The organism is Herbaspirillum sp. YR522 (genome assembly GCF_000282575.1).
Classification (GTDB): Bacteria; Pseudomonadota; Gammaproteobacteria; order Burkholderiales; family Burkholderiaceae_D; genus Herbaspirillum.
In genome coordinates this window covers 41994-67351 of the sequence record NZ_AKJA01000132.1, presented here as the reverse complement: position 1 = coordinate 67351, position 25358 = coordinate 41994, and the positions used below count along the sequence as shown (strand labels likewise).

Genomic DNA, 25358 nt, shown 5'->3' with positions numbered 1-25358 from the left:
CCATGGACCAGCTTCCCCACCCGCCCCCGCACGGCACCGCCGAGCCCATTCATCCCTGGCCCGCCATGCGCCGCATGACGGCGCTACTGCTGCTGGCCTGGTTCATGGTCACCTTCCTGTGCATCTGGTTCGCACGCGAACTGGACCAGTTGCACCTGTTCGGCTGGCCGGTCTCGTTCTACATGGCGGCCCAGGGGATGATGCTGATCTACCTGGCCATCGTCGCCCTCTACATGCGCCGCATGCGACGCATCGACCAACTGGCACACCGCGAGCAGGGTCATGGAGAGTAATCGCGCTTTCTTCTGGCGCCTGGCGCGCTACTACGGTTTCTACACCCTGGGTTTCATCGCCTTCCTGTGCGTGCTGGCGATCCTGGAACACGAGGGCATGCCGCGCACCTGGATCGGCTACCTGTTCCTGTTCGTCACCATCGGCCTGTACGCGGCCATCGGCGTGGTATGTCGTACCTCCGACGTGCCCGAATACTACGTCGCCGGCCGCCGCGTGCCACCGCTGTTCAACGGCATGGCGACCGCCGCCGACTGGATCTCGGCGGCCACCTTCATCAGCCTGGCCGGCGGTCTTTACCTGCAAGGCTTCGACGGCCTGGCGTACATCCTGGGCTGGACCGGCGGCTATTGCCTGGTGGCGCTGCTGATCGCGCCCTACCTGCGCAAGTTCGGCCAATACACCATTGCCGATTTCCTGTCGGCGCGGTATCCGGGGCGACTGGGCCGCAACCTGATCCGCATCCTGGCCGTGGCCGCCACCATCCTGATCTCGTTCACCTATGTCGTCGCGCAGATATATGGCGTGGGGCTGATCACCTCGCGCTTCACCGGCATCGATTTCTCGATCGGCATCTTCCTCGGGCTGGCCAGCATCCTGGTCTGTTCCTTCCTGGGTGGCATGCGCGCCATCACCTGGACCCAGGTGGCGCAATACATCATCATCCTGCTGGCCTACCTGCTGCCGGTGATCTGGCTGTCGGCCAAGCACACCACGGTGCCGGTGCCGCCGGTGGCCTATGGGGCGGTGCTGCCCAAGCTCAACGCCGTCGAGCAGAAGCTCAGGGATGACCCGAAGGAACAGGAAATCCGCAATATCTTCCAGGCGCGCGCCGACGACTACGACCGGCGCCTGAAAAACCTGCCACAGTCGTGGGAAGAAGGCCGGCTCGAGGCGCGCCATCATATCGACGAGGTCAAGCGCAATCCGCAGGCGACCCTGGCCGAGATCAAGGCCGCCAGTCGCGCCCTGTCGTCCTATCCCAAAAGCGTCGAAGACGCGCAGCGCCGCTGGGGCGACGCCCGTGCCGCCAACCTGCTGCGGGCGCTGCCGCCGGTGTCGCAGACCGAACCCTTCCCGGGGCGCGACGCGGCCAGTTCCGACATCAAGCGCAACAACTTCCTGGCGCTGGTGTTCTGCCTGATGCTCGGCACCGCCGCGCTGCCGCACATCCTGATGCGCTACTACACCACGCCCACCGTCGCCGCGGCCCGCAAGTCGGTGTTCTGGACGTTGTTCTTCATCATGCTGATCTATCTCACCGTGCCGGCACTGACGGTACTGGTGAAATACGACATCTATACCTCGCTGGTCGGCAGCAGCTACAACCACCTGCCCGACTGGGTCTACTACTGGGCCAACATCGACAAGGTCAATCCGCTGGTGGCGGTCACCGACCTCAATCGCGATGGGCTGGTGCAGCTGGGCGAGATTTCACTGGACGGCGACATCATCGTGCTGGCCATGCCCGAGATCGCCGGCCTGCCCTATTTCATCTCGGGCCTGGTCGCCGCCGGCGGCCTGGCCGCAGCCTTGTCGACCGCCGACGGCCTGCTGCTGACCATCTCCAACGCGCTGTCGCACGACATCTACTACAAGGTGGTCGATCCCCAGGCCTCGACCCAGAAGCGGGTCACCATCTCCAAGCTGCTGTTGCTGGTAGTGGCGCTGTTGGCCGCGTATGCGGCCTCGCTCAAGCCCGGCGACATCCTGTCGATGGTCGGCGCGGCGTTCTCGCTGGCCGCTTCCACGCTGTTCCCGGCGCTGGTGGCGGGGGTATTCTGGAAGCGCGCCAACCAGAGCGGCGCGGTGGCGGCCATCGTGTGCGGCTTTACCGTATGCGTGTACTACATGCTGCACACCATGCCCACCTTCGGCGGCAGCGCGGCCGATCAATGGTTTCACATCGCGCCGATCTCGGCCGGCGTGTTCGGCGTGCCGGCCGGTTTTGTCGCCCTGGTGCTGGCCAGCCTGCTGACGGCACCGCCCGACGAAGCCACCATGGCGCTGGTCGATCACATTCGCGCACCGTAATGCCAAGCGGCAACAGCAACCGATGCGCAAAGGAAGATTTCCATCGCACGTTAATTTGGGTAGGATCGATCACTGTGAATCACCCGGGCAGACAATGCCCGGGCACCAGAGGCACGGCGCCGTAGAGCGACCACGCCCGCAGTACGCCTTCGCCAGGCAATCGTTGCCGCCGAGGTAGGGACTCGGCACATCCACTGCACAATAGACCGTCCGCGCCTGCGGATGGTGATAACTCGTCCGCAGAGGGAAATCACATGTCATTCTCTAATTCGAAAGTCGGGTCCAAACTGGCGATGGGCTTCGGCCTGGTGTTGCTGTTGCTGGCCGCCATCACCGCCATCGGTATTGCGCGCATGGTGCAGATCAACCAGCAGGTCGAGAACATCGTCAACATCAACAACGTAGAGATCCGCGCGGTCATGACCATGCGTGCGGCCATCTTCGAACAGTCCATCGCCATTCGCAATGTTGCGCTGATGAACGACCGCGCCGCCATCGACCGCGAACTCGACGGCCTGATCAAGCAGGACGAACGCTACCGGAGCGCCCAGGCCAGGCTGGGCGAGATGTTTGGCGTCGACAGCCAGACCACCAGCGCCGAGAAGGACCTGCTGGCCAAGGCAAGCTCGGAGTCGGCAGCGACCAGCGCCCTGTTCGCGCGCGCCGTCGAGCTCAGCCGCGCCGGCGAGGATGCCGCGCTGCGCATGCTGATCACCGATGAAATCGGTCCGCAGCAGATCCAGCGACGCCAGACCCTGGCGGCACTGGCGACGATGGAAGACGAATCCAATATCGAGGCCGGCGTGCGCGCGCGCCAGGTGTTCGAGAACGCCCGCCTGCAGATGCTGGTCATGGGGGGCTGGCGCTGCTGCTGGGCGTGGCGGCGTCGCTGGTGATCACCCGCAAGTTGTTGCGCCAGCTGGGCGGCGAACCGACCTATGCGGCCGATATCGCGCAGAAGATCGCCGTCGGCGACCTGACCGTGCAGGTCGAACTGCAGGCGCACGACAACAGCAGCATGCTGTTCGCGATGAAGCAGATGCGCGATGCGCTGGCACGTATCGTGGCGCAGGTGCGCCACGGCACCGACACCATCGCCACCGCCTCGGGCCAGATCGCCAGCGGCAACCTCGACCTGTCCTCGCGCACCGAACAACAGGCCAGTTCACTCGAGGAGACCGCCTCGTCGATGGAGGAACTGACCTCCACCGTGCGCCAGAACGCCGACAATGCACGCCAGGCCAACCAGTTGGCCAGCTCGGCCTCGAACGTGGCCAGCGAAGGCGGCGCGGTGGTCAAGCAGGTGGTCGACACGATGGGATCGATCAACGCATCCTCGCGCAAGATCGTCGACATCATCGCCGTGATCGACGGTATCGCCTTCCAGACCAATATCCTGGCGCTCAATGCAGCGGTCGAGGCGGCGCGTGCCGGCGAGCAGGGACGAGGCTTTGCGGTGGTGGCCTCGGAGGTGCGCACGCTGGCGCAGCGCTCGGCGGCGGCCGCCAAGGAAATCAAGCAACTCATCGATGACTCCGTGGCCCAGGTCGACGTCGGCAGCAAGCTGGTCGTGCAGGCCGGTAACACCATGGACCAGGTGGTCGACAGCGTCCAGCGGGTAACCGACATCGTGGCCGAGATCAGCTCGGCCAGCCGTGAACAGACCGAGGGCATCGAGCAGATCAACCAGGCCGTGGTGCAGATGGACCAGGTCACGCAACAGAATGCGGCGCTGGTCGAAGAAGCGGCGGCGGCAGCGCAATCGCTGCAGGACCAGGCGGCAACGCTGCAGGAAATCGTCAGCATCTTCCGCCTCGATGGCAACCCGTCGGCCGCCACGGCGAAGTCCCCGGCGCGGCCCGCGCCGGCATCGGCGACCGCGCCGGCCAGGCCGGTGCCGTCCTCCAGGCCGGCGCCGTCGCACCAGGTCCAAGCCGCCACGCCGGGGGCCGGCCGGCGCCCGGCAACACGCTCGGCGCTACCGGCGGGCGAAGACGATTGGGAACAGTTCTGAGCTTGGCCAGACGGTAACCCGGTGGATGCAAGCCTGACATTATTTTTACTTTCGACTTGCGTGCACGGTGAGAAACCGCTCGCTGCCGTCGATTGCATGACACTCGCCCCCCTGCCAACATGTGGGGGGACTTGTCATGCCGGACCGTACCAGGATTGCCCTCGATCGTGACCTGATCGAACTGCGCGCGCACCAGAGCCTGGTGATCCCGACCACCGAACGTCCGCCTTTCGAACGCTATACGGTGCACCTGATGCGCGCATGGAACGATAGCGACATCGACATTGCCGTGCCGACCGCGCAATTGATCTCGCCCGAAGGATTCAGCCTGGCCAATGTGACACGGCCGCTTCATCGCGAACGGGGAAGCAACCACTGCGAAGTCGAGGTGAGCACAGCGCATGGGCGCGCGCACTACCATTTCGTTTCGCGCCACCGTGCGCCCCTGGTCGCGCTGCTGCGGCGACTCCACGCGCTGCCGCAACGCGCCCGCGCGCTGCGCCAGTCGCGCATCGACGTCGCGCTTGCGACCATGCCGGCACCGCCATCGATGACAGTGCATGTCGACCCCGAGATCCGCGTCGATCTTGACCGGCTACGCCAGCGCACGGCCCCGGGCATGATCGATATCGTCTTCGCCAGGCCGGCCCAGCCGCAGCAGATCGTCGACATGTTCGGCCCTGCCACCGCCTGGGGTGGCGCCGGCCGCCCGGCCATCGCCATCGATATCGCCGCCACCCGGGCCGGACATGCACGCTATCTGCTCACCTGGCACACCGGCGTGACGACCACCCTGGTGGTCGAGATCGGATCGCGTGCCGCTTCCAACTTCCACCAGTACATGCTGGATGCGGCAGGTCACCACGACACCGCTGCGGACCAGGTACAGCTGCCGATCGCAGCCTGCCAATTGAGTCGCCCGGAGCTGCAACTGGCCATCGCCAGGCTACGGCACCATGCACTGCACGCGTACCCGCCCGAGGTCGCCGGGACCATCACCGACCACGCCTGGTCACATGTGCTGGAGCGCCGCCAGGTGCCGCGCAGCCTGGTCTATCCTGGCCCCGACAGCGCTGCGCACGAATGGACCAGGCTCTGTGGGGAGGCCATTGCCACCCAGCGCATCCATCAATTCTGTAACGACTGGTTCCTGCGACATGGCCTGCCACGGCTGGCGCTGGAGGCCTTCAATCGCATCATCGACAACGCCGGCCAGGATCCCGCAGGCTACCTGAAGACGGTGCCCCCGCTGCTGCGCCAGCTGCAGGTTCCGTTTTCGGCATTGGATCACGCCCAGGTCATGCGGGCCTGCCATCGCCTACGCCACGCCTGGTTGATGTCGCCGTCGCGGCAGCTCGCTCCGGCCATCCGGCGCCACCCGGTGTTGCGGTGCTCCGCGCTACGCCAGGCCATGGCCGAGCGCGGCGCGGTGATCATCGACTGGATCGAGCCGGACCCCGACACGCCTGCCGCCATGCCCTGCAACGAACTGGCCTGGAGCGCCATCGTCAAGCAGGCCGTGCAATCGCCGCCATCGACATCGGCCGATGCGACGCTTTATCGACACTTCAGCCAGCGGCGCTGGCAACTGGCGTCGCGCTATCCCGATCATGACCAGTTGCGGCGTGAGCAATTCAAGCACCTGCTGCGCAGCGCAGGCGTGCAGGCCAGCCTGCATGCCCTGGCGTTGGTCGAGTTCGAGCCGGCTGACCAACACCAGGCCGCCTGGCCGCTGCGGTTGTGCTTTCTCGATACGCTGCTGCCGCACGAGCTTGACGGCGTCGCTCCGGATGCCGGCGTGTACCAGGTCCGCACGCAATCCGAGCAGCTGGCATGGCAAGCCGTGCCCTTGAGCCGGCCCGACCTGACCCGGATGCTGGCGCAGGCCGACCACCACGCCACGCAGCTGCACCGCTCCGCCCTCGAACGCTACTGGGCGGAGCATGGCACGACCCAGTCTGGCGGCGATGGCGCCCACGCCCTGGCCCTGTCGGCCCAGGCCTGCCTGGCGGCGCATGACCTGTGCAACACCGGCCACCTGTCAGCGGCCGGCTTGCGCCTGGTCACCGCCGCGGCTGGCTTCGGCATGCCCGGCCTGCACGACATCCAATGTCACCTGCTCGACCTGGGCGGCGTGGTGTCGATCGACCTGGTCACGATACGGGATGGCACCGGCACGGTCCTGCTGTACCGGCCCGGACAGTGGCCGCTGTGGCAGCAATACATCGACATGCGCGCGCTGCGACAGGCCATGGCACAGGATTGCGCCAGCGCCATCGCGCGTCGACAGTGGGCATCGCATTTCGATGGGCAAACGCGGCCCGATTCGTTCAAGGCAGGTGTCGACAGCCTGTTGTTAAGGCTGGGCCAAGGCGAAGCGATCGGCCAGGTGGCATTGGCCGATGGCCGGGTGCGTATCGTCGGCGATATATTCCACCGTGTGGCGCAGCGCCAGCAAGACGCAGCCGGGCGCTCGCCGGACACCGCCCAGGCGCCTCTCGAGTCGCCCTGGAACGATGCCGATCGTTTCTTCGACGATGATCTCGACCCGCCCGCGCACCCCGTGTCCGGAGCCTGGCCGGATGCGCTGGTGGCCGCACTGCGCGCCCATGGCCAGGCGGACCAGCCCTGGCATCGCGATAGCGATATCGTCGTCACCCCGGCCACGGGCCTGCTGGCGCTGCCGGTGGACGTGCAGCAGCACCTGCTGGGCGCGGCATGCCGCCAGGAACAAGAGCAGGGGCTGTGGCACCAGCGCGCGCCGGACATCGCCACCGACGGTGCGCGATACATGCGCGATTTCCTGCTCGAGACCTTCCCCGACCGGTTTGCCGGGCGCGAACCCGACGTCGATAACCTGGTGCTCAACGAGTACCATCCGCCGCAATCGCATGTGGCCTTCTACATGTTCAACGATATCGGCCTGCTGCGTCGGCGCAAGGCGTCGATCCCGTTGGCGCAGCTGAGCTATCGCAATATCGACATCGTCAATGCATGGCACAGCCTGGTCAACGGCGGCCAGCGCTACTTCACGGTGTCGCACGGGCACGCCGTGCCGCAATACTACGACGAGCAATTCGATAACGTGGTCGATCCGCAAGTACTGGTGGCGGCCTTGATCGACGGCACGCAATTCGACTTTGCCACCCACCACCAGCGGCAGATCGCCCTCTACTTCGCCGCGCACGGCGCCACGCTGGCCAGGCTGGCGCGCGAGCACGCGCAGCTGGCGGCGCAGTTGATGCTGCATGAAGGACAACTCGACCAGCGCGATTACCGGCTCGTCATGTCGGCCTTCGATCCGGCCGTCGCCACCGACGCCGGGGTGCTCGCCTATCCGTTGCGGGTGGCCGGCCATGCAGCCCGCGATTGCCTGCACCTGCGCTGTACATCGAGCGATCGGCGCGTGCTCTACCTGGCCGGTGACGAGCTCCCGTACCGCTGCTTCGATGGCTTGGCGGCAGCCAGGAAATTCCTGCTCGACCTGGGACGCGACGGGCCGGCCCTGGACGACTTCGCCCACACCCACTTCGCACGGGAGGACGCCGACGAGCGCCGCGCGTCGGGCGGCCTGCGATTGACCTTGAGCCCGGGCGTCATCAACATACTGCGCACCATCGACGACGCCGCGATGCTCAATGCCGATCCGCAACGCGCACGGCAGCGGCCCGTGAGCCGTCACGATGCGATCGTGCGGCGACGCAGCCAGGAGCGGCTGCATGGCCTGCTGGACCAGCAACTCCAGATCGGCGGTGACCCGTTCATGGCGCTGGTGGAGATCGCCCGCCAGGGTGCCATGGCCGATGCCGCCTATTTCATCCGCTCGGCAACCGACCGCGCCCGCGAAAGCTGGATGGAATATGCCCGCATCGTGCCGGTCGATTTCGTCGAGGGCCTGGCCCAACTGGCGCTGGGAAAGACCGCAGGCGAGCTACGGGCGGCCCGCCTGCGCCTGGGAGCAGACCTGGTCCTGACGCTGTTGCCGACACCAATCAAGATCCGTCGCACGGCCAATCCGGTGATCGCGACCGCCGGCAGCCGCAGTGCCCAGGCCCTGGTGCGCAGCACATCGCGCAACGAACCGATCGCGCGCATGGCGCGCTGGTTCAGGCCGGCGCAACGCATCAATGGCAAGATCGGCTACCCGCTCGGTCCTTCGCGCCCGCCGTCCTGGCAACGCACGGAACACAAGATGCTGTCGGTGCTGCTGGACATGCGCGTCTTCAATGCCACCGCCTACGACGCCCAGGCCATCGCCCATAGCGCAGCGCCACCCCATTCGCCCCGGTGGTATACGGTCGCGACGCAGGCCGTCAGGCTGGATCGGGCGGCGACCGGATTCTTCGCCCGCTTCGTGCCACCGCCGCGCACCTACCTGGGTGCACTGCACAGTGTCGACGACGTGTTCGAGCTGGCCTATCGCCGTGCGCCCGAGACCGGTCATGGCGCCCTGGGGCGGGGACTGGTCGTCGGCGAAAACCATGCCACCACGGCGGCGCGCCGGTTTCTCGACGACAACCTCGAACGGCTTGCAGCGAGCGGCGTGAAAACGCTCTACACCGAAGTCTTCAAGCGCGACGCCGATGGTGACCTGCTGCGCATGTTCAATCGTGGCGGCGACTTCCCCGGCCATGTGCTGGATCGACTGCGCCGGCTCGACGCCAATGCCACGCCACGCACCGTGGCCGAATTTGCCGATGGGCATCCCAGCGCCAGCCTGCTGGCACTGTTCGATCGTGCGCGCCGGCATGGCATCGAAATTCGTGCCATCGACAATATCCCGGCCGCGGCACCGGACTACCTGGCACGCAAGTTCGTCTCACCGCACCCGCGCACGTCGTCGATGAATTATGTTGCCTACCAGATCATCCGCCATGACCAGGCCCATTACAGAACACATCCATGGGTGGCGCACGTGGGCGCTGGCCACGGGGTCAGGGATCACGGTTTTCCCGGCATCAACGAGATCACCGCAACGCCGTCCCTGTTCGTGCATTCGACCGGCACCCCCGCGCCGCTGGCCCTGGGCGACTACCACCTGGCCGTCGACGATGCAGGCGCGATACCGAGCTGGCAGCGGCAAGACTAACTGCATCGGCATATCGACTGCCTTGCGCGGAAAGATGCGCGATGGAAACAAAACCAGGCTGGTCGCGGCTGTGTAGCAAACAACGAGGTAAAACCGGGCCTCCTCTACGTTACATCCCTGCAGTGCAAGGTTTTAGAATCAGGCGATCATCTGCTGCCGGTAGCAGTCGGGCGACAGCAGCGCGATCTTCTGCCACCAGTACCTCTTGCCAACTGCCAACACCGAAAAGGATTCAACGATGACGTTATCCAAGATGAAAGTGGTCCATCGCCTGAACCTGGGCTTCGGTGTGCTGCTCGTGCTGCTGGTGCTGGTCATCGCCATCGGCATCAATCGCATGGCCGAGGTCAACAACCGGCTCAACTCGATCAGCAATGTCAACAATGTCGAAGCGCGGCTGGCCGTGGCCCTGCATGCTTCGCTCTATGAGCAATCGCTGGCCGTGCGCGATCTGCTGCTGGCGCCGGATGCGACCACGCGCAAGCCGATTACCGAGCGCCTGAAGAAGGAACTCGCCCGTTACCAGAGCATCGAGAAAGAGCTCGATACCATGTTTGCCACGCTGGAGGAAACCGCCGACGTCGAGAAGGCGGCCATGGCGCAGGTCAAGTCGCTAACGACATCGGCCGCACCGCTGCTCAAGACGCTGACCGAGCTGGCCGACGCCGACGACATCGCAGGCCTGCGCCAGTTGCTCGACAACGGCTTGACCGCCAAGCAGGCGCAGCGGCGCAGCGCACTGGGCGAACTGGCCGCGCTGGAGGACCGTCTCAACAACATCGCCAGCGGCGAGGCCAGCACCTTCTACGACACCGCCCGCGTGACCATGCTCATCCTGGGCGGCATCGCCCTGGCCATCGGCATCGCGCTGGCGCTGGTCATCTCGCGTGGCGTGGTGGGGCAGCTCGGCGGCGAGCCTGCCTATGCCACCGATATCGCCAACCGCATCGCCCGCGGCGACCTGGGCAGCCAGATCGAAGTCGCCGGCAGGCAGGCCAGCCTGCTGCAAGCCATCAAGTCGATGAACGGCAACCTCAAGGATATTGTCAGCGAAGTGCGCACCGGCAGCGACGCCATTGCGGTTGCCACCGACGAGATCGCCACCGGCAACCTGGACCTCTCTGCGCGCACCGAACAACAGGCGGGTTCGCTGGAAGAGACCGCGGCCGCCATCGAGGAGCTGACCTCCACCGTGCGGCAGAACGCCGACAAATCGGTGCATGCCGGCGAGCTGGCGCGGTCGGCGTCCGATATCGCCGAGAATGCGGGCCAGGCGATGCAGCGGCTGGTCACGACCATGACGGCAATCAATGCCTCGTCCAAGGAAATCGTCAACATCATCAACGTGATCGATGGCATTTCGTTCCAGACCAATATCCTGGCATTGAACGCAGCGGTGGAGGCCGCGCGCGCCGGCGAACAGGGCCGAGGGTTCGCGGTGGTGGCCGCCGAAGTGCGCTCGCTGGCCCAGCGCAGCACGGCCGCCGCCCAGGAGATCAAGTCCCTCATCGAGCAGTCGGTCAACAACGTCGACAGCGGCTACCAGCTGATGCAGCAGACCGGCAGCACCATGGATGGCGTGGTCGAGAGCATTCGCAAGGTGTCCGATGTGGTGGCCGACATCACCGCCGCCGGCCGCGAGCAAGCCTCCGGCATCCAGCAGATCAATGATGCCATCGTGCAGATGGACCAGACCACTCAGCAGAATGCGGCGCTGGTGGAACAGGCTGCAGCGGCGGCCACGACCCTCAAGGGCCAGGCGCAACGGCTGCAACAAGCGGTGAGCGTTTTTTCGCTGGCCCCTGCCTGACTTGGCGCCGGCCAGCCTTACGTGGCGAACGCCAGCTGGCCGGCCTCGTCGCCGGGCAGCACGGTGACCGCCACCTGCATGCTTTGCTGGCCGCCGCCGATCAGTACCCCACGCAACGGCGAGACATCGAGGAAGTCGCGCCCCCAACCCAATGTGATGTGCCCGGTATCGGCAAAGATACCGTTGGTCGGATCGGCATCGATCCAGGCCCCGGCGGCGCCGTCGGCGCCAGGACAATACACCGACACCCAGGCATGCGACGCATCGGCGCCGATCAGGCGCGCCTGGCCCGGTGCCGGCTCGGTCAGCAGGTAACCGCTGACATAGCGCGCCGGCAAGCCTATCGAGCGCAGGCACGACAGCATCAGGTGCGCAAAATCCTGGCAGACCCCGCGCCGGTTGGCGAATACCTCGGTCACCGGGGTCGACACAGTAGTGGCTTCGGGATCGAATGAAAACTCCTCGAAGATGCGCAGCATCAGGGTACGCACCCCCTCAAGCACCGAGCTCCCCGGCGCAAAGCACTGCGCCGCATAGTGAATGAACTCGCGCTTGATGCGCACATGCGACGACTCGAACATGAAATTGGCGGCATCGAGCAGGTCGGCCGACAGCGGGCGTGCGCCCTGGTACGACATCAGCATGGCGGCCTCTTCCCACGACAGGGTGTCGGACGGCAGCCGACGCGGCGTGAGCTCGACCCTGGAATCGGCGAACACCTCGAGGCTGGTGTGATCGGTATCCAGCGAGAACGACTTGATCACATTGCCGAAGTTGTCCTCGTAGCTGCGCACCAGCTGCGGCGCCGGGGTCACATTGACCTGGTGCGACAGGCAGCGCTGCCACGGCAGCGTGCGTGGCGTCAGGTGCAAGCGCTGGTGCGACAGGCGCACCGGCAGCGAATACTGGTAGCTGGTCTGGTGCCGGATCTGATAGACGAAACGGCGCAGTTCTTCGCTCATCTCAAACCCCCTGGCTGACCGGAGCGGTCAGCGGTGTGAAGTAATGGCGCGACAGATCGTCCGACAGCATGTAGCCCCCGCCCACCGCGTCGCGCATCAACTGCGCCAGGCGCGCATTGGCCTCGTCGGCGGTGGCCGCGCCGTGCGCGAAGTCGGACAGGTTCATCGCTTCGAGCTGGGCCGACAGGTGCCTCGGGATGGTCATGCTGAGCAGGCCCAGTTGCTGGCCGATATCGCTCAGGTATTGCTGCAGCATGCGGAACTGGTAGGCCATGCCGTGCGGATTGGACACATCGAACACCAGCAGGTGCAGCACTGGCAGCCATTCGGGCGTGCGCCGGTAGCGCACGCGGTAGGTCACGATGCTGCTGGCCGCTTCCAGCAGCCACGACAGGGCCGCCGTCTGGCGCGCCGCCGGCAGGAGCAGGAAGTTGTCGAACAGGGTCGCCATGTTGACCATGCGTTCGATATGGCGGCCCACCATCAGGAACTGCCAGCCGGCATCACGGGTCATGTCGTCGAGCGCGTGACCGGCCAGGCCGGAGCAGGCATCGATCACATTGCCCAGTACCTGCTGGGCCGATGCCGGGCTGTTGATGCGGTCGTTGACCATGGTCGGCATCTTGGTCAGTGCATGCCAGTTGTCCAGCGACAGGTGCTCGCGCACCTGGTAGCCCGCTTGTGCCAGCTGGCGCAACTGGGTGGCCACGCTCACCGCCGCCGAGGGGTCGATCACGGCCGCCTGCAGGCTCTGCTGCAACCCGGTGATGGTCGGGCGCGGCTCGGCCTTGGGCATGAGCACGCCCAGTTGGCCGCAGATCCAGCTGACGCTGCCGAGCATGCCGCGGCTTTCGCTCTGGCCGTCGGTGGTGTATTGCAGCGTCGTACGCAGCAGCCGCGACAGGTTCTTGACGCGTTCCGAATAGCGTCCCATCCAGAACAGGTTTTCGCCCGCATGCGACGATACGTCGACCGTATTGCGGATCACCAGTCCACTGGCGGCAACCGCGGTGTCCTCTTCGGCGGCGTCGCGCCCGCCATCGTTGTCGTGCAATACCCAGACGTCCTTGGTAGTGCCGCCCTGCTGCATCGACACCACGTCGCGCTTCTGGCGCGACGCCACGCGGGTCAGCCCGCCCGGCATCACCTTGTAGCCGCCGACACCGTCGGCCACCGCGAACACGCGCAGGCTGATGGTGCGATTCATCAGGCGGTAGTCGCCACTGCGCGACATCACCGGTGCCTGCGACAGGCGCACCCATTCCTGGGCGGCATAGGCGTGCGGTTGCAATTGCAGGCTTTCCACCAGCCGGCGGCGGGCGCTGCCGGTGATGCTGTGGCCGAACACCGGCTGCATGCGCATCGATGAAAACGCCGGCACGATGACCAGGTCGTCCAGATGGGCCAGCGTGTAGTCGAGCGCCGGCTTTTCGCCGCACCACCACGAGGCCACCGTGGGCAAGGCCAGCGGTTCGCCGAGCAGGCGCTCGCTGATGGCCGGCAGGAAACCGTGCAGCGCGGTCGATTCGAGCATGCCGCTGCCCAGCGAATTGGCCACCAGCACGTTGCCCAGCCGGGCTGCCTGGGTCAAGCCGGGCACGCCCAGCGCCGAGTCGGCGCGCAACTCGAGCGGATCGCAGAAATCGTCGTCCATGCGGCGCAGGATCGCGTGCACCCGCCGCAAGCCGTTGAGGGTCTTCAGGAACACCTGGTCGCCGCGTACCGTCAGGTCGACCCCTTCGACCAGCGGGAAGCCCAGCGTATGCGCCAGGAACGCATGCTCGGAATAGGTCTCGTTGTAGGGGCCGGGGGTGAGCAGCACGATCAGCGGCTGCTCGCCGCGGGCCGGCGCCAATCGCATCAAGGTCGAGCGCAGCGTATGGAAGTAGCTGTGCGGCGACTCCACCTGCATGTCGCGCAGCGCCTCGGGCATGGCGCGTGCCATGATCTGCCGGTTCTGCAATGCATAGCCGGTGCCGGACGGTCCCTGGGTACGATCCGACACCACCCACCAGGTGCCGTCGGCCGAACGCGCCAGGTCGATCGCATAGGCGTGCAGGTGCACCCCGCCCGGTGGCGTGACGCCGTGGCATGGCAGCAGGTAGCCGTGCTGGCCGAACACCAGCGCGGGCGGCAGCAGGCCTTCGCGCAGCAGGCTCTGCTGGCCATAGATGTCGGCCAGCATGGCGTTCATCAGGCGCGCGCGCTGCGCTACGGCGCGTTCCAGCGAATGCCATTCGTCGGCGGCCACGATGTGCGGCAACAGGTCGAGCTCCCACGGGCGATTGGCGCCCTTGGGGTCGGCATAGACGTTATAGGTCACGCCGTCGCTGGCGATGGCGTCGCGCACCTCGTTGGCGCGCCGGCGCAGCATCTCGGGCGACAGGTTCTCGAGCTGGTCGATCAGCGTACGCCAGTGCGGCCGCAAGCGGCCGTCGGCCTGCAGCATCTCGTCATAGCGATCGCTGCTGACTGGATAACTTTCCAGAAGACGCTGGGGCATAGGAACGGGGAATCGGCGCGGCAAGCATGCCGCGCCAGACCGGGATTAAAAGTAGCGCAAGTCTAACGTAAAAGGAAACTCGATAGAGGCCGGTCGCGGCGCGATATCGAATTTTCCCGGCGTGTGGTTGATGCGGAAATAACGCGCCAGGCGGCGGCTTTCCGCTTCGAAGGCGTTGACCGGGAAGGTCTCGTAGCTACGCCCGCCCGGATGCACCACGTGATACTGGCAACCGCCCAGGCTGCGCCCGTTCCAGGTATCGACCAGGTCGAAGGTCAGCGGCGAGTCGATACCGATGGTCGGGTGCAGCGCCGACGGCGGTTGCCAGGCCCGGTAGCGGATCCCCGCCACGAACTCGCCCACGCGGCCGGTCGGCTGCAGCGGCACCGCTACCCCGTTGCAGCTCAGCACGTAGCGATCCGAGGCCATGCCGCTGACCTTGACCTGCATCCGCTCCAGTGACGAATCGACATAACGGGCGGTGCCGCCGGCACTGTTTTCCTCGCCCAGCACATGCCAGGGTTCGAGCGCGGTGCGCAGTTCGAGCTGCATGCCCTTGACCGCGTAGTCGCCGATCTTGGGGCAGCGGAACTCCATGTGCGGCGCGAACCACTCGGCCCGCATCGGGTACCCTGCCTCGACCATGTCGTCGATGACGTCCTGGAAGTCCTGCTCGATGAAATGCGGCAGCAGGAAACGATCGTGCAGTTCGGTGCCCCAGCGCACCAGGCGCGCCGGCTTGTAGGGTGTCTTCCAGAAACGCGCCACCAGGGCGCGCAGCAACAGCTGCTGGGTCAGGCTCATGCGCGCGTGCGGCGGCATCTCGAAGGCCCGCAGCTCCAGCAGGCCCAGGCGCCCGGTGGCGCTGTCGGGTGAATACATCTTGTCGATGCAGAACTCGGCGCGGTGCGTATTGCCGGTGACGTCGATGAGCAGGTTACGCAACAGGCGATCGACCAGCCATGGCGCGCAGCCGCCGTTGGCCTGCTGCTTTTCCATCTCGGCGAAGGCCAGCTCGATCTCGACCGTGGAGTCGTTGCGTGCCTCGTCGATGCGGGGCGCCTGCGAGGTGGGGCCGATGAACATGCCCGAGAACAGGTACGACAGGGACGGGTGGTTGTGCCAATACGAGATCAGGCTGCGCAACAGGTCCGGGCGCCGCAGGAAAGGCGAATCACCGGTGGTGATGCCACCCAGCACCATGTGGTTGCCGCCGCCGGTACCCGAGTGATGACCGTCGAGCATGAATTTTTCGGTCGTCAGGCGCGAGGCGCGGGCGGCGTCGTAGAGGTGGGTGGTCTGCTCGACCAGCTCGTCCCAGTTGTTGGCCGGCTGGATATTGACCTCGATCACGCCCGGGTCCGGGGTGACGCTGAACTTGCGCAGGCGCGGGTCGCTCGGCGGCTCGTAGCCTTCGATGAGTACCGGCTGCTTGAGCTCCTCGGCTACCGACTCGATGGCCGCGACCAGTTCGAGGTAATGCTCCAGTTGCGCCAGCGGCGGCATGAAAAGATACAGCACGCCGTTACGCACCTCCGCGCACAAGGCGGTACGGGTGATCCCGCTGCCCGATTCAAACGGCTTGGGGGCCGCGGCGGCACCGCCGGACTCGCCTGCGGCATCGTCCGGCACCGTCGTGGCGGTCGGACGCGCCACCGGTTCCGGTGCCAGGCTGAACTGGCGTCGGATCTCGACGGCGGCCGGCAACGCACGAAACGCCTGCGACGGGTCGGAAGGATAGATCACCGGCGCCTCGCTGCCGGCTACCCACGGCAGCGAATCGAGCGGCATGCGATAGCCCAGCGGCGAATCGCCCGGGTACAGGTAGCAGCGCTCGCTGCGCAGGAACCACGAACCGCTTTGCCAGCTGGCGCCGTCGTCGCTGCGCGCCAGCGGCAGCACATGGCCCACTGCGCTCTGCAGGCCCTGGGTAAACACCCGCATGAGGCGTTCGCGCTCCTGCTTGTCATCGACCCGCGAATCGAAGGGATCGACATTGCCCGGCAGGCGCCGCTCGCGCCACATGTAGTAGAACACGTCTTCATAGGCCGGGAAGACGTTGGTGCCGGCCACCTTCAGCAGTCGCGCCACGCGATGCAGGAAATGGCTGGTCACGATCTTGTCGGTCACATTGGGACGCGTCTCGTCGCCGATCAGGGCGCTGTTGAGCCAGATCGGCTGGCCGTCGCGGCGCCAATAGCAATTGAGCGCCCAACGCGGCAACTGTTCGCCCGGATACCACTTGCCCTGGCCGAAATGCGGCAACCCCTGGCTTGCGTACCGCTCGCGCATGCGGTGATAGAGCTCGGCTGCCAGCGGCTTCTTGGTCGCGCCCAGCGCGGCGGTATTCCACTCCGGCTCATCCGGATGGTCGAGCGCCACGAAGGTGGGCTCGCCGCCCATGGTCAGGCGCACGTCGGCCGCCACCAGCTCACGGTCGATGGCATGCCCCAGCGCCTCGATGGTGCGCCATTGCTGTTCGGTGTAGGGCTTGGTCACGCGGGGCGCCTCCCAGATGCGGGAGACGCTCATGCGGTGCTCGAATTCGACTTCGCAGGGTTCCACCATGCCGCTGACCGGTGCCGCCGATGCCGGCTCGGGCGTGCACGACAGCGGAATGTGGCCTTCCCCGGCAAACAGGCCCGAGGTCGGATCGAGCCCGATCCAGCCGGCGCCGGGCAGGTACACCTCGCACCAGGCATGCAGGTCGGTGAAGTCGGCCTCGGGGCCGGAAGGGCCGTCGAGCGACTTCTGGTCGGCCGTGAGCTGGATCAGGTACCCGGACACGAAGCGCGCGGCCAGCCCCAGGTGGCGCAGCAACTGCACCAGCAGCCAGGATGAATCGCGGCACGATCCCGAACCCAGTTCCAGGGTCTGCTCCGGCGTCTGCACGCCGGGCTCCATGCGGATGGTGTAGGCGATGTGGTCGGCCAGCTTCTGGTTCAGCGCCACCAGGAAGTTGGCGCTGGCCATCGGCTCGGTCGGGATCTCTTCCAGGAATTTCTTGAACAGCGGGGACAACGGCAGCTTGTGGCGATAGGGCTGCAATTCGTTATGCAGTTCCTCGGCGTACTCGAACGGGAACTGCTCGGCGTAGGGTTCGAGGAAGAAATCGAAGGGATTGATGACCGACATCTCGGCCACCAGGTCGATCTCGATCGTGAATTCGGTGGTTTTCTCGGGAAACACCAGCCGCGCCATGTAATTGGATTCCGGGTCCTGCTGCCAATTGACGAAATGCTGCTCGGGCAGCACCCGCAACGAATAACTCAGGATGCGGGTGCGGCTGTGCGGTGCCGGCCGCAGCCGGATGACCTGCGGGCCCAGGTTGATGGCACGGTCATACTTGTACGAAGTGACATGGTTCAACGCCACGTGGATTGACATGAAGATCCTTTACGACAAGCAAATGAATGAAATCACGGCGTCGGTGTCGACGATTGACGACTGGCACGACCTGCGGAATTGATAATGCATTTTTCTTACCGCCTCGTTACAGTGCGTGCGCTTACATCCTGTGATGCATATTAATGAAATCGCGCAGGCGCGGGTAGATTTCGTTTTCCCAGCGGCGGCCATTGAAGACCCCATAGTGACCGACCGCCGTCTGAACGTGGTGCAAGCGCATGCTGGGCCGGATGCCGGTGCACAGTTCCTGTGCAGCCAGCGTCTGGCCGACGGCACAGATGTCATCCTTTTCGCCTTCGATGGTAAAGAGCGCCGTGCGCCGGATGGCGGCCGGGTCGACCAGGCGCCCCTGGTAGCGCAACATCCCGCGCGGCAAGGCATGCTCCTGGAACACGCTGCGTACGGTTTCCAGGTAGAACTCGGCGGGCAGGTCGGCCATGGCGAAATATTCTTCGTAGAAGGTCTTGATCTGCGCGGCCCGGTCCGCTTCGTCCTCGGCCAGGTACTGGTAGAGATTGCGAAATGCGTCCACGTGCCGCTTCAGGTTCATGTTCATGAATGCTCCCAGCTGCACGAAACCGGGATAGACCCGACGCCCCGCCCCGGCGTGACGCGCCGGTACGGCGCTGATCAGGTTGCGCTCGAACCATTCGATAGGCCGGCTCCTGGCGAGTTCATTGACTGCCGTCGGATTGATCCGGGTATCGATGGGGCCGGCCATCAGCGTCAGGCTGCGCGGCAGTGCCCGATGCCCCGCCTGGGCCATCACGGCCGTCGCGCTCAGGGCCGCCACGGTCGGCTGGCATACCGCCAGCAGGTGGCCCCCCGGGCCCACCAGCTCGAGCATGCCGATCACGTGCGAGACATATTCCTCCATGCCGAAGCGGCCATGGCCAGGCGCCACATCGCGGGCATTGTGCCAGTCGGTGATGTAGACATCATGGTCGCGCAGCAGGGTCTTGACGGTTCCCCGCAACAAGGTCGCGAAGTGGCCTGACATGGGCGCCACCACCAGCAGGCGCGGCTGCGGGCCCGATGTTGCCTTGCGAAAACGCAGCAGGGTACAGAAAGGCGTGGCGCCGACGACTTCCTCGTGCACCGCAATCGTGCGCCCGCCCTCCTCGACCGCGCCGATATCGAAGCCCGGGCGGGCATGGGTGAGCTGGGTACGGGCAAACACCTCGCAGGCCGATGCCAGCTTGCGCATCACGGGATGTCTGGGAATACCCGGCCATTCGAGTCCGAACACCGGCACCATCATCCTGGCCCAGGCCCGCAGGGGATCGGTGGCATCGGCATACTGCTGGTAGAGCTGGTAGGTATTGATCATCGGGTGCCGCCTTTAGCTCTTGCTTTTGTGTCGGTTGTCTCGCTGGCCCATCCTGCGATGCAATATGCATGCCACGAAACTTGCACCCGGTGCGACTTTGTCGCCGGTGCGGTGCCACAAATCGCCGGCCTGGCACGCGCTTTGCAAGCACCGCTTGCAGAGCGCTGCCCACAAGGCGCGCCTACCCTGATCCCGATTGAGCAGACGCGGGAACCGGGAACGCATCGACGCTACCGGCGCCAGTGCCGACATGCTCAAAGTCAAACCCGATAGAAAACCGATAAAGGACTGACATGCCTAAGACGACTTTGCGCATCACCAGCAAGAATTACTCCTCGTGGTCGCTGCGCGGCTGGCTGCTGGCGCGCTTTGCCGGACTGTCCTTCGAGGAAGACATCGTGCCGCCGGACGACGCCGCCGCGCGCGCCGAGATCCTGCTGCTGTCATCGTCGATCCTGGTGCCGAGCCTGAAACACGGTTCGGTGCTGGTATGGGATACGCTGGCCATTGCCGAGTACCTCAACGAGATAAGGCCGTCGGCCAAGCTGCTGCCGGCCGACCAGGCAGCGCGCGCGCACTGCCGCTCGGTATGTGGCGAGATGCATTCCGGCTTTGCCGCCCTGCGCGCGGCGCTGCCCATGAACCTCAAGGGCCACTTCCCCAATTTCAAGGTCTGGTCGCGTGCCGAAGCCGACATCGCCCGCATCACCACCATCTGGAAGGAATGCCTGGCCCAGTACGGCGGCCCCTTCCTGTTCGGCGAGCAGCGCAGCATGGCCGACGCGATGTACGCCCCGGTCGTGACCCGCTTCGTCACCTATGATGTCAGGCTCGACCCGATCTGCACCGCCTATGGCAAGCGCATCATGGCCATGCCCGAGATGCAGGAATGGATCACCGCGGCCAGGAAGGAGCCGGAGGATATCGACGAGCTCGACGTGGAGTTCTAAGCCGATCGCGGCCAGCCTGGCGCGACGCGAAAAGTTAATGAATACAGGGCTGAAGAGTCAGACGAATCCGACAGCGGGTTGTCAGCCAAGGTGCCATCGGCTGGTCGCCGGTGGTGCCGGATGAACTTTCCACTGTCCAAAAACAGAGGCCTCTGATAGTCTTGTTTCAAGCACGCAGGTGCAGTTTTACCCTTGCCTCGTTTGTCACAACGCAACCCAAGAAGAGTTCGTTCTTCAGCCGGAAAAAGAATCAAACTTATGGCAAATTTCTTCGATGAGATGTATTCAGGCGGCGCCGCTGGCGCCACCGCTGAAGTGCGTCAGCACTACAGCCAATTCGCGGCATGGCTGGCGTCCCAGTCGGCCGAGACCATCGCCCGCAAGCGCGCCGAATCCGACCTGATCTTCCGCCGCGTGGGCATCACCTTCGCCGTCTACGGCAACGACGCCGGCACCGAGCGCCTGATCCCGTTCGACATCATCCCGCGCATCATCCACAAGGCCGAGTGGGCCAAGCTGGAAGCCGGGCTGGTGCAGCGCGTGAAGACGCTCAACATGTTCATCCACGACATCTACCATGAGCAGAAGATCGTCAAGGCCGGCATCATCCCGGCCGAGCAGATCTTCCAGAACGCCCAGTACCGGCGCGAGATGCAGGACGTCAAGGTGGTCAACGACATCTACGCCCACATCGCCGGGGTCGACATCGTGCGCGCCGGCGAGGGCGAATTCTATGTCCTCGAGGACAACCTGCGGGTGCCGTCCGGCGTGTCGTACATGCTGGAGAACCGCAAGATGATGATGCGGCTGTTCCCGGACCTGTTCACCCGTCACAAGATCGCCCCGGTCGACCACTATCCCGACCTGCTGCTGGACAACCTGCGTTCGGTGGCGCCGGCCGGCGTGACCGACCCGGTGGTGGTGGTGATGACGCCGGGCATGTACAACTCGGCCTACTTCGAGCATGCCTTCCTGGCCCAGCAGATGGGCGTCGAGCTGGTCGAGGGGCAAGACCTGTTCGTCAAGGACAACGTGGTCTACATGCGTACCACGCGCGGCCCGCGGCGGGTCGACGTGATCTACCGCCGCATCGACGACGACTTCCTCGATCCGCTGGCTTTCCGCGCCGACTCGGCCCTGGGCGTGCCCGGCCTGCTGCAGGCCTATCGCGCCGGCAAGGTGACGCTGACCAATGCCATCGGTACCGGCGTGGCCGACGACAAGTCGATCTATCCGTATGTGCCGGACATGGTGCGCTTCTACCTGTCGGAAGAACCCATCCTCAACAACGTCCCGACCTACCAGTGTCGCAAGAAGGAAGACCTGTCCTATACGCTGGCCAATCTCGACCAGCTGGTGGTCAAGGAAGTGCACGGCGCCGGCGGCTATGGCATGCTGGTCGGCCCCGCCTCGACCAGGCAGGAGATCGAGGACTTCCGCGCCCGCATCATCGCCAAGCCCGACGGCTATATCGCCCAGCCCACGCTGGCGTTGTCGGTCTGCCCGACCTACGTCGAAGCCGGGATCGCACCACGTCACCTCGACCTGCGCCCGTTCGTGCTGTCCGGCAAGCAGGTGACGATGGTCAAGTGTGGCCTGACGCGCGTGGCGCTCAAGGAAGGCTCGCTGGTGGTGAATTCGTCGCAAGGCGGCGGCACCAAGGACACCTGGATTCTGGAGAAATGACATGTTGAGCCGTACCGCCGATCACCTGTTCTGGATGGCGCGCTATACCGAGCGCGCCGAAAACACCGCGCGCATGCTCGACGTGCATGTGCAGACCGCGTTGCTGCCGCAATCGATCGCCGACGCCGAGCAGGGCTGGCGCGCGGTACTGGGCATCTCGGAGCTGCTTTACGGCTACGACCAGAAATACGAACAGGTCACGCAGAAGGATGTGATCGACTTCATGGTGCGCGACCCCGACAACCCTTCGTCGATCGCCTCCTGCCTGCGCCAGGCGCGCGAGAACGCGCGCGCCGTGCGCGGTGCGCTGACCACCGAAGCGTGGGAAATCCAGAACGCCACCTGGATCAAGATGCAGTCGTACCTGCAGACCAGCGCGCTGGAACAGAACCCCAGCGATTTCTTCGAATGGGTCAAGCATCGTTCGCACCTTTCGCGCGGTGTCACCATCGGCACCATGTTGAAGGACGAAGCCTTCCACTTCATCCGCCTGGGCACCTTCCTCGAGCGCGCCGACAACACGGCCCGCATCATCGACGTCAAGTTCCACGGCGCCAAGGAAACCCAGGGCCAGAAGCAGGGCGGGCAATCCCAGTCTCAATCTCAATCCCAGACTCAGTCCCAGTCGCAGGGCGACGACGACATCGGCCAGATCGACTTCTACTACTGGGCTGCGATCCTGCGCTCGGTATCGGGCTTCGAGATCTACCGCAAGGTGTATCGCGATGTCATCACGCCGGAGCGGGTGGCCGAGCTGCTGATCTTGCGCTCCGACATGCCGCGCTCGCTGCTGGGTTGCATGGGCCAGGTGCTGTCGAACCTGAAGAATGTGCACAATGACGTCTCGGCCGACACCGAGCGCTTTGCCGGCAAGCTGCATGCCGACCTGCAGTTTGCCCGCATCGAGGAAGTGCTCGATGCCGGACTGCACGATTACCTGACCGTGTTCCTGGAACGCATCTTCGAGCTGGGCAATCGGATAAGCCGCGATTTTCTTGTCCCTTTGGCAGCATGAAAATTTGCCCATTCGCAGAACACTCCTAAGAAAATTCAGAAATGTGCCGTTAATGTAGATACTGGGCGACAGAAACGCCCGGGCGCGCTTTGCGCCAACGGGGTTCCTGTAAAATTCGCGTTTTACATTAGCAGATCACATCATGACCTATTGCGTTGCCATGCGCCTGAACAGCGGCCTGGTATTCCTGTCCGATTCTCGAACCAATGCGGGCGTCGATCACATCGGCACTTTCCGCAAGATGAGTGTTTACGAGAATCCAGGCGATCGCGTGATGATCCTGATGACCGCCGGCAACCTGTCGATCTCGCAATCGATCCGGCAGTTGCTGAGCGAGCGCACCAATACCGACGGGCGCAGCATCTGGACCGCCACTTCCATGTACGAAGCCGCCCAGATCCTGGGCGACGCGATTCGTGCGGTCCACGATCGTGAAGCCGGTGAGCTCAACAAGTTCGGCATCGATTTCAACGTCAGCATCATCTTCGGCGGCCAGATCAAGGGCGAGCGCTGCCGCCTGTTCCAGATGTATTCGGCCGGCAACTTCATCGAGTCGCACGACGAGAACACCTATTTCCAGATTGGCGAAGCCAAGTACGGCAAGCCCATCATCGACCGCGTGGTCACGCCCCAGACCACGCTCGACGAGGCCGCCAAGTGCGCCCTGATCTCGATGGACTCGACCCTCAAGTCCAATATCTCGGTCGGCCTGCCGCTGGACCTGCTGGTCTATAACACCGATGAACTGGCGGTGACACGTTTTGTGACCATCGACGAGCAGAACCAGTATTTCCAGATGATTCGCCGCAGCTGGGGCGCGCAGTTGAAGCGCGTGTTCGAAGCCATCGACGACCCGGTCTGGGATGCCGCCCCGGAAGCCACCCTCAACGTCCTGTCGTCGCTGTCCGAGCACAGCGAGCCGGTGCGGGTGCCGCCCCCGCATGGCGTGGCGCGCGAGGCGCAGGCAGTCCCGCGCCAGACACTGGCCCAGCAGGACGGCGACTCCGAGCAGGCGACCTGAGGCGTGTTTCGCTGAAGAAATGAAAAATGGCTGCAATTGCTTGCAGCCATTTTTTTCTGGCGCGGCCCGGTGGGGCCGCGGCCACTGCCCCTTGCCTGGTGCTTACTTGACGATGGTTTGCGCTTCGCCTTCGGCCCGGGCACGGATCTGGCCGATGCGGTACACCGTCTCGCCAGCGGCCTTGAGCTGTGCTTCGGCCGCGTCGGCGTTTTCCCTGGAGACGATCACGGTCATGCCGATGCCGCAGTTGAAGACCCGGTGCATCTCGGCGTCGGCCACGCCGCCATGCTGTTGCAGCCAGGTAAACAACGGTGGCATGGTCCACGACTTGGCGTCGAGCTCGGCCGTGAGATGGCCGCGCAGCACGCGCGGGATATTCTCGACCAGGCCGCCACCGGTGATGTGGACCATGCCCTTGACTTCCAGTGTTTCCATCAGTGCCAGCAATGGCTTGACGTAGATGCGGGTCGGCGCCAGCAGCACATCGGCCAGCTTGCGGCCATGGAAATCGGCGTCCAGGTCGGGCTTGGCCACCTCGAGGATCTTGCGTACCAGCGAATAACCGTTGGAATGCGCCCCCGACGATGCCAGGCCCAGGATCACATCGCCCGGCACGATCTTGCTGCCGTCGATGATCTTCGATTTTTCGACCGCACCAACGGCAAAGCCGGCCAGGTCGTATTCGCCATCGGGGTACATGCTCGGCATTTCGGCGGTTTCGCCACCGATCAGGGCACAACCGGCCTGTTCGCAACCGGCGGCAATGCCCCTGATGACATCGGTGGCCGAGGGCACGTCAAGCTTGCCGCAGGCAAAGTAGTCGAGGAAGAACAGCGGCTCGGCGCCCTGCACCAGGATATCGTTGACGCTCATCGCCACCAGGTCGATACCGACCGTATCGTGACGGTTCAGGTGGAAGGCCAGTTTCAGCTTGGTGCCGACGCCGTCGGTACCCGATACCAGCACCGGCTCCTTGAATTTCTTGCTGATCTCGAACAGGGCGCCGAAACCACCAATACCGCCCAGCACGCCTTCGCGGCTCGTGCGCTTGGCAAATGGCTTGATTGCCTCGACCAGGGCATCGCCGGCATCGATGTCGACGCCAGCGTCACGGTAGGAAAGGGAGACATTGGTAGATGAAGTCATGATGATATTGCCACTGAAGACGGTAAAATAGGGAAATTCAAGGGTTTCAAGCCCCTGCCAGACCGTGATTTTAACAAAACCGACACCCTCAAACCCCGA

The 25358-nt window shown here is 64.8% G+C and carries 15 protein-coding genes; 10 read left to right on the top strand and 5 right to left on the bottom strand.

The features are described 5' to 3' along the window. Positions 1-2 precede the first annotated feature (2 nt). The 6 genes from PMI40_RS18495 to PMI40_RS18475 all read left to right on the top strand — a co-directional run bounded on the left by PMI40_RS18495 (position 3) and on the right by PMI40_RS18475 (position 11238). Positions 3-293, top strand: a complete 291-nt coding sequence (locus PMI40_RS18495) for a DUF4212 domain-containing protein (RefSeq protein ID WP_008118490.1) — start codon at positions 3-5, stop codon at positions 291-293. Then, a complete protein-coding gene (locus PMI40_RS18490; RefSeq protein WP_008118489.1) occupies positions 283-2325 on the top strand; it encodes a sodium:solute symporter family protein in 2043 nt (680 codons plus the stop codon). The genes PMI40_RS18495 and PMI40_RS18490 overlap by 11 nt, the downstream gene beginning before the upstream one ends. 254 nt (positions 2326-2579) lie before the next feature. Further along, positions 2580-3221: an MCP four helix bundle domain-containing protein gene (locus PMI40_RS24640; RefSeq protein ID WP_008118488.1), complete on the top strand. Its 642-nt coding sequence runs from the start codon at positions 2580-2582 to the stop codon at positions 3219-3221. Further along, a complete protein-coding gene (locus PMI40_RS24635) occupies positions 3203-4339 on the top strand; it encodes a methyl-accepting chemotaxis protein (protein WP_369770851.1) in 1137 nt (378 codons plus the stop codon). The genes PMI40_RS24640 and PMI40_RS24635 overlap by 19 nt, the downstream gene beginning before the upstream one ends. A 136-nt stretch (positions 4340-4475) precedes the next feature. Next, complete coding sequence (locus PMI40_RS18480; RefSeq protein ID WP_008118486.1) at positions 4476-9428, top strand: membrane-targeted effector domain-containing toxin; 4953 nt, start codon at positions 4476-4478, stop codon at positions 9426-9428. Between the two features lie 238 nt (positions 9429-9666). Beyond that, a complete protein-coding gene (locus PMI40_RS18475) occupies positions 9667-11238 on the top strand; it encodes a methyl-accepting chemotaxis protein (RefSeq protein ID WP_008118484.1) in 1572 nt (523 codons plus the stop codon). 17 nt (positions 11239-11255) lie between these two features. On the opposite strand, the gene PMI40_RS18470 is transcribed toward PMI40_RS18475, so the two are convergent. From PMI40_RS18470 to PMI40_RS18455, 4 genes are all read right to left on the bottom strand, one after another. Continuing rightward, positions 11256-12200, bottom strand: a complete 945-nt coding sequence (locus tag PMI40_RS18470) for a transglutaminase family protein (RefSeq protein WP_008118483.1) — start codon at positions 12198-12200, stop codon at positions 11256-11258. Between the two features lies 1 nt (position 12201). After that, on the bottom strand, positions 12202-14703 hold the full coding sequence (locus tag PMI40_RS18465) for a circularly permuted type 2 ATP-grasp protein (RefSeq protein ID WP_008118481.1): 2502 nt from the start codon (positions 14701-14703) through the stop codon (positions 12202-12204). 45 nt (positions 14704-14748) lie between these two features. Further along, positions 14749-18090: a DUF2126 domain-containing protein gene (locus PMI40_RS18460; protein ID WP_008118480.1), complete on the bottom strand. Its 3342-nt coding sequence runs from the start codon at positions 18088-18090 to the stop codon at positions 14749-14751. Positions 18091-18211: 121 nt separating this feature from the next. After that, the gene (locus PMI40_RS18455) at positions 18212-19441 is read right to left on the bottom strand and encodes a polyhydroxyalkanoate depolymerase (protein ID WP_008118479.1); all 1230 of its coding nucleotides are present in this window, start codon (positions 19439-19441) and stop codon (positions 18212-18214) included. A 293-nt stretch (positions 19442-19734) separates the two neighbouring features. Between PMI40_RS18455 and PMI40_RS18450 the strand changes: the two genes are divergently transcribed. From PMI40_RS18450 to PMI40_RS18435, 4 genes are all read left to right on the top strand, one after another. Then, on the top strand, positions 19735-20391 hold the full coding sequence (locus PMI40_RS18450; protein WP_008118478.1) for a glutathione S-transferase family protein: 657 nt from the start codon (positions 19735-19737) through the stop codon (positions 20389-20391). 258 nt (positions 20392-20649) lie between these two features. Further along, the gene (locus PMI40_RS18445) at positions 20650-22077 is read left to right on the top strand and encodes a circularly permuted type 2 ATP-grasp protein (RefSeq protein ID WP_008118477.1); all 1428 of its coding nucleotides are present in this window, start codon (positions 20650-20652) and stop codon (positions 22075-22077) included. A gap of 1 nt (position 22078) precedes the next feature. After that, positions 22079-23092 carry an alpha-E domain-containing protein gene (locus PMI40_RS18440; RefSeq protein WP_008118476.1) on the top strand — a complete coding sequence of 338 codons (1014 nt, stop codon included), beginning with the start codon at positions 22079-22081 and terminating at the stop codon, positions 23090-23092. Between the two features lie 142 nt (positions 23093-23234). Then, entirely contained in the window at positions 23235-24113 is an 879-nt protein-coding gene (locus PMI40_RS18435) for a proteasome-type protease (protein WP_008118474.1), read from the top strand. Positions 24114-24215: 102 nt separating this feature from the next. Here the strand turns inward: PMI40_RS18435 and purM are convergent, their stop codons facing one another. Next, positions 24216-25259, bottom strand: coding sequence for a phosphoribosylformylglycinamidine cyclo-ligase (purM, locus tag PMI40_RS18430; protein ID WP_040502392.1), 1044 nt, complete (start codon positions 25257-25259; stop codon positions 24216-24218). Positions 25260-25358: the final 99 nt, after the last annotated feature.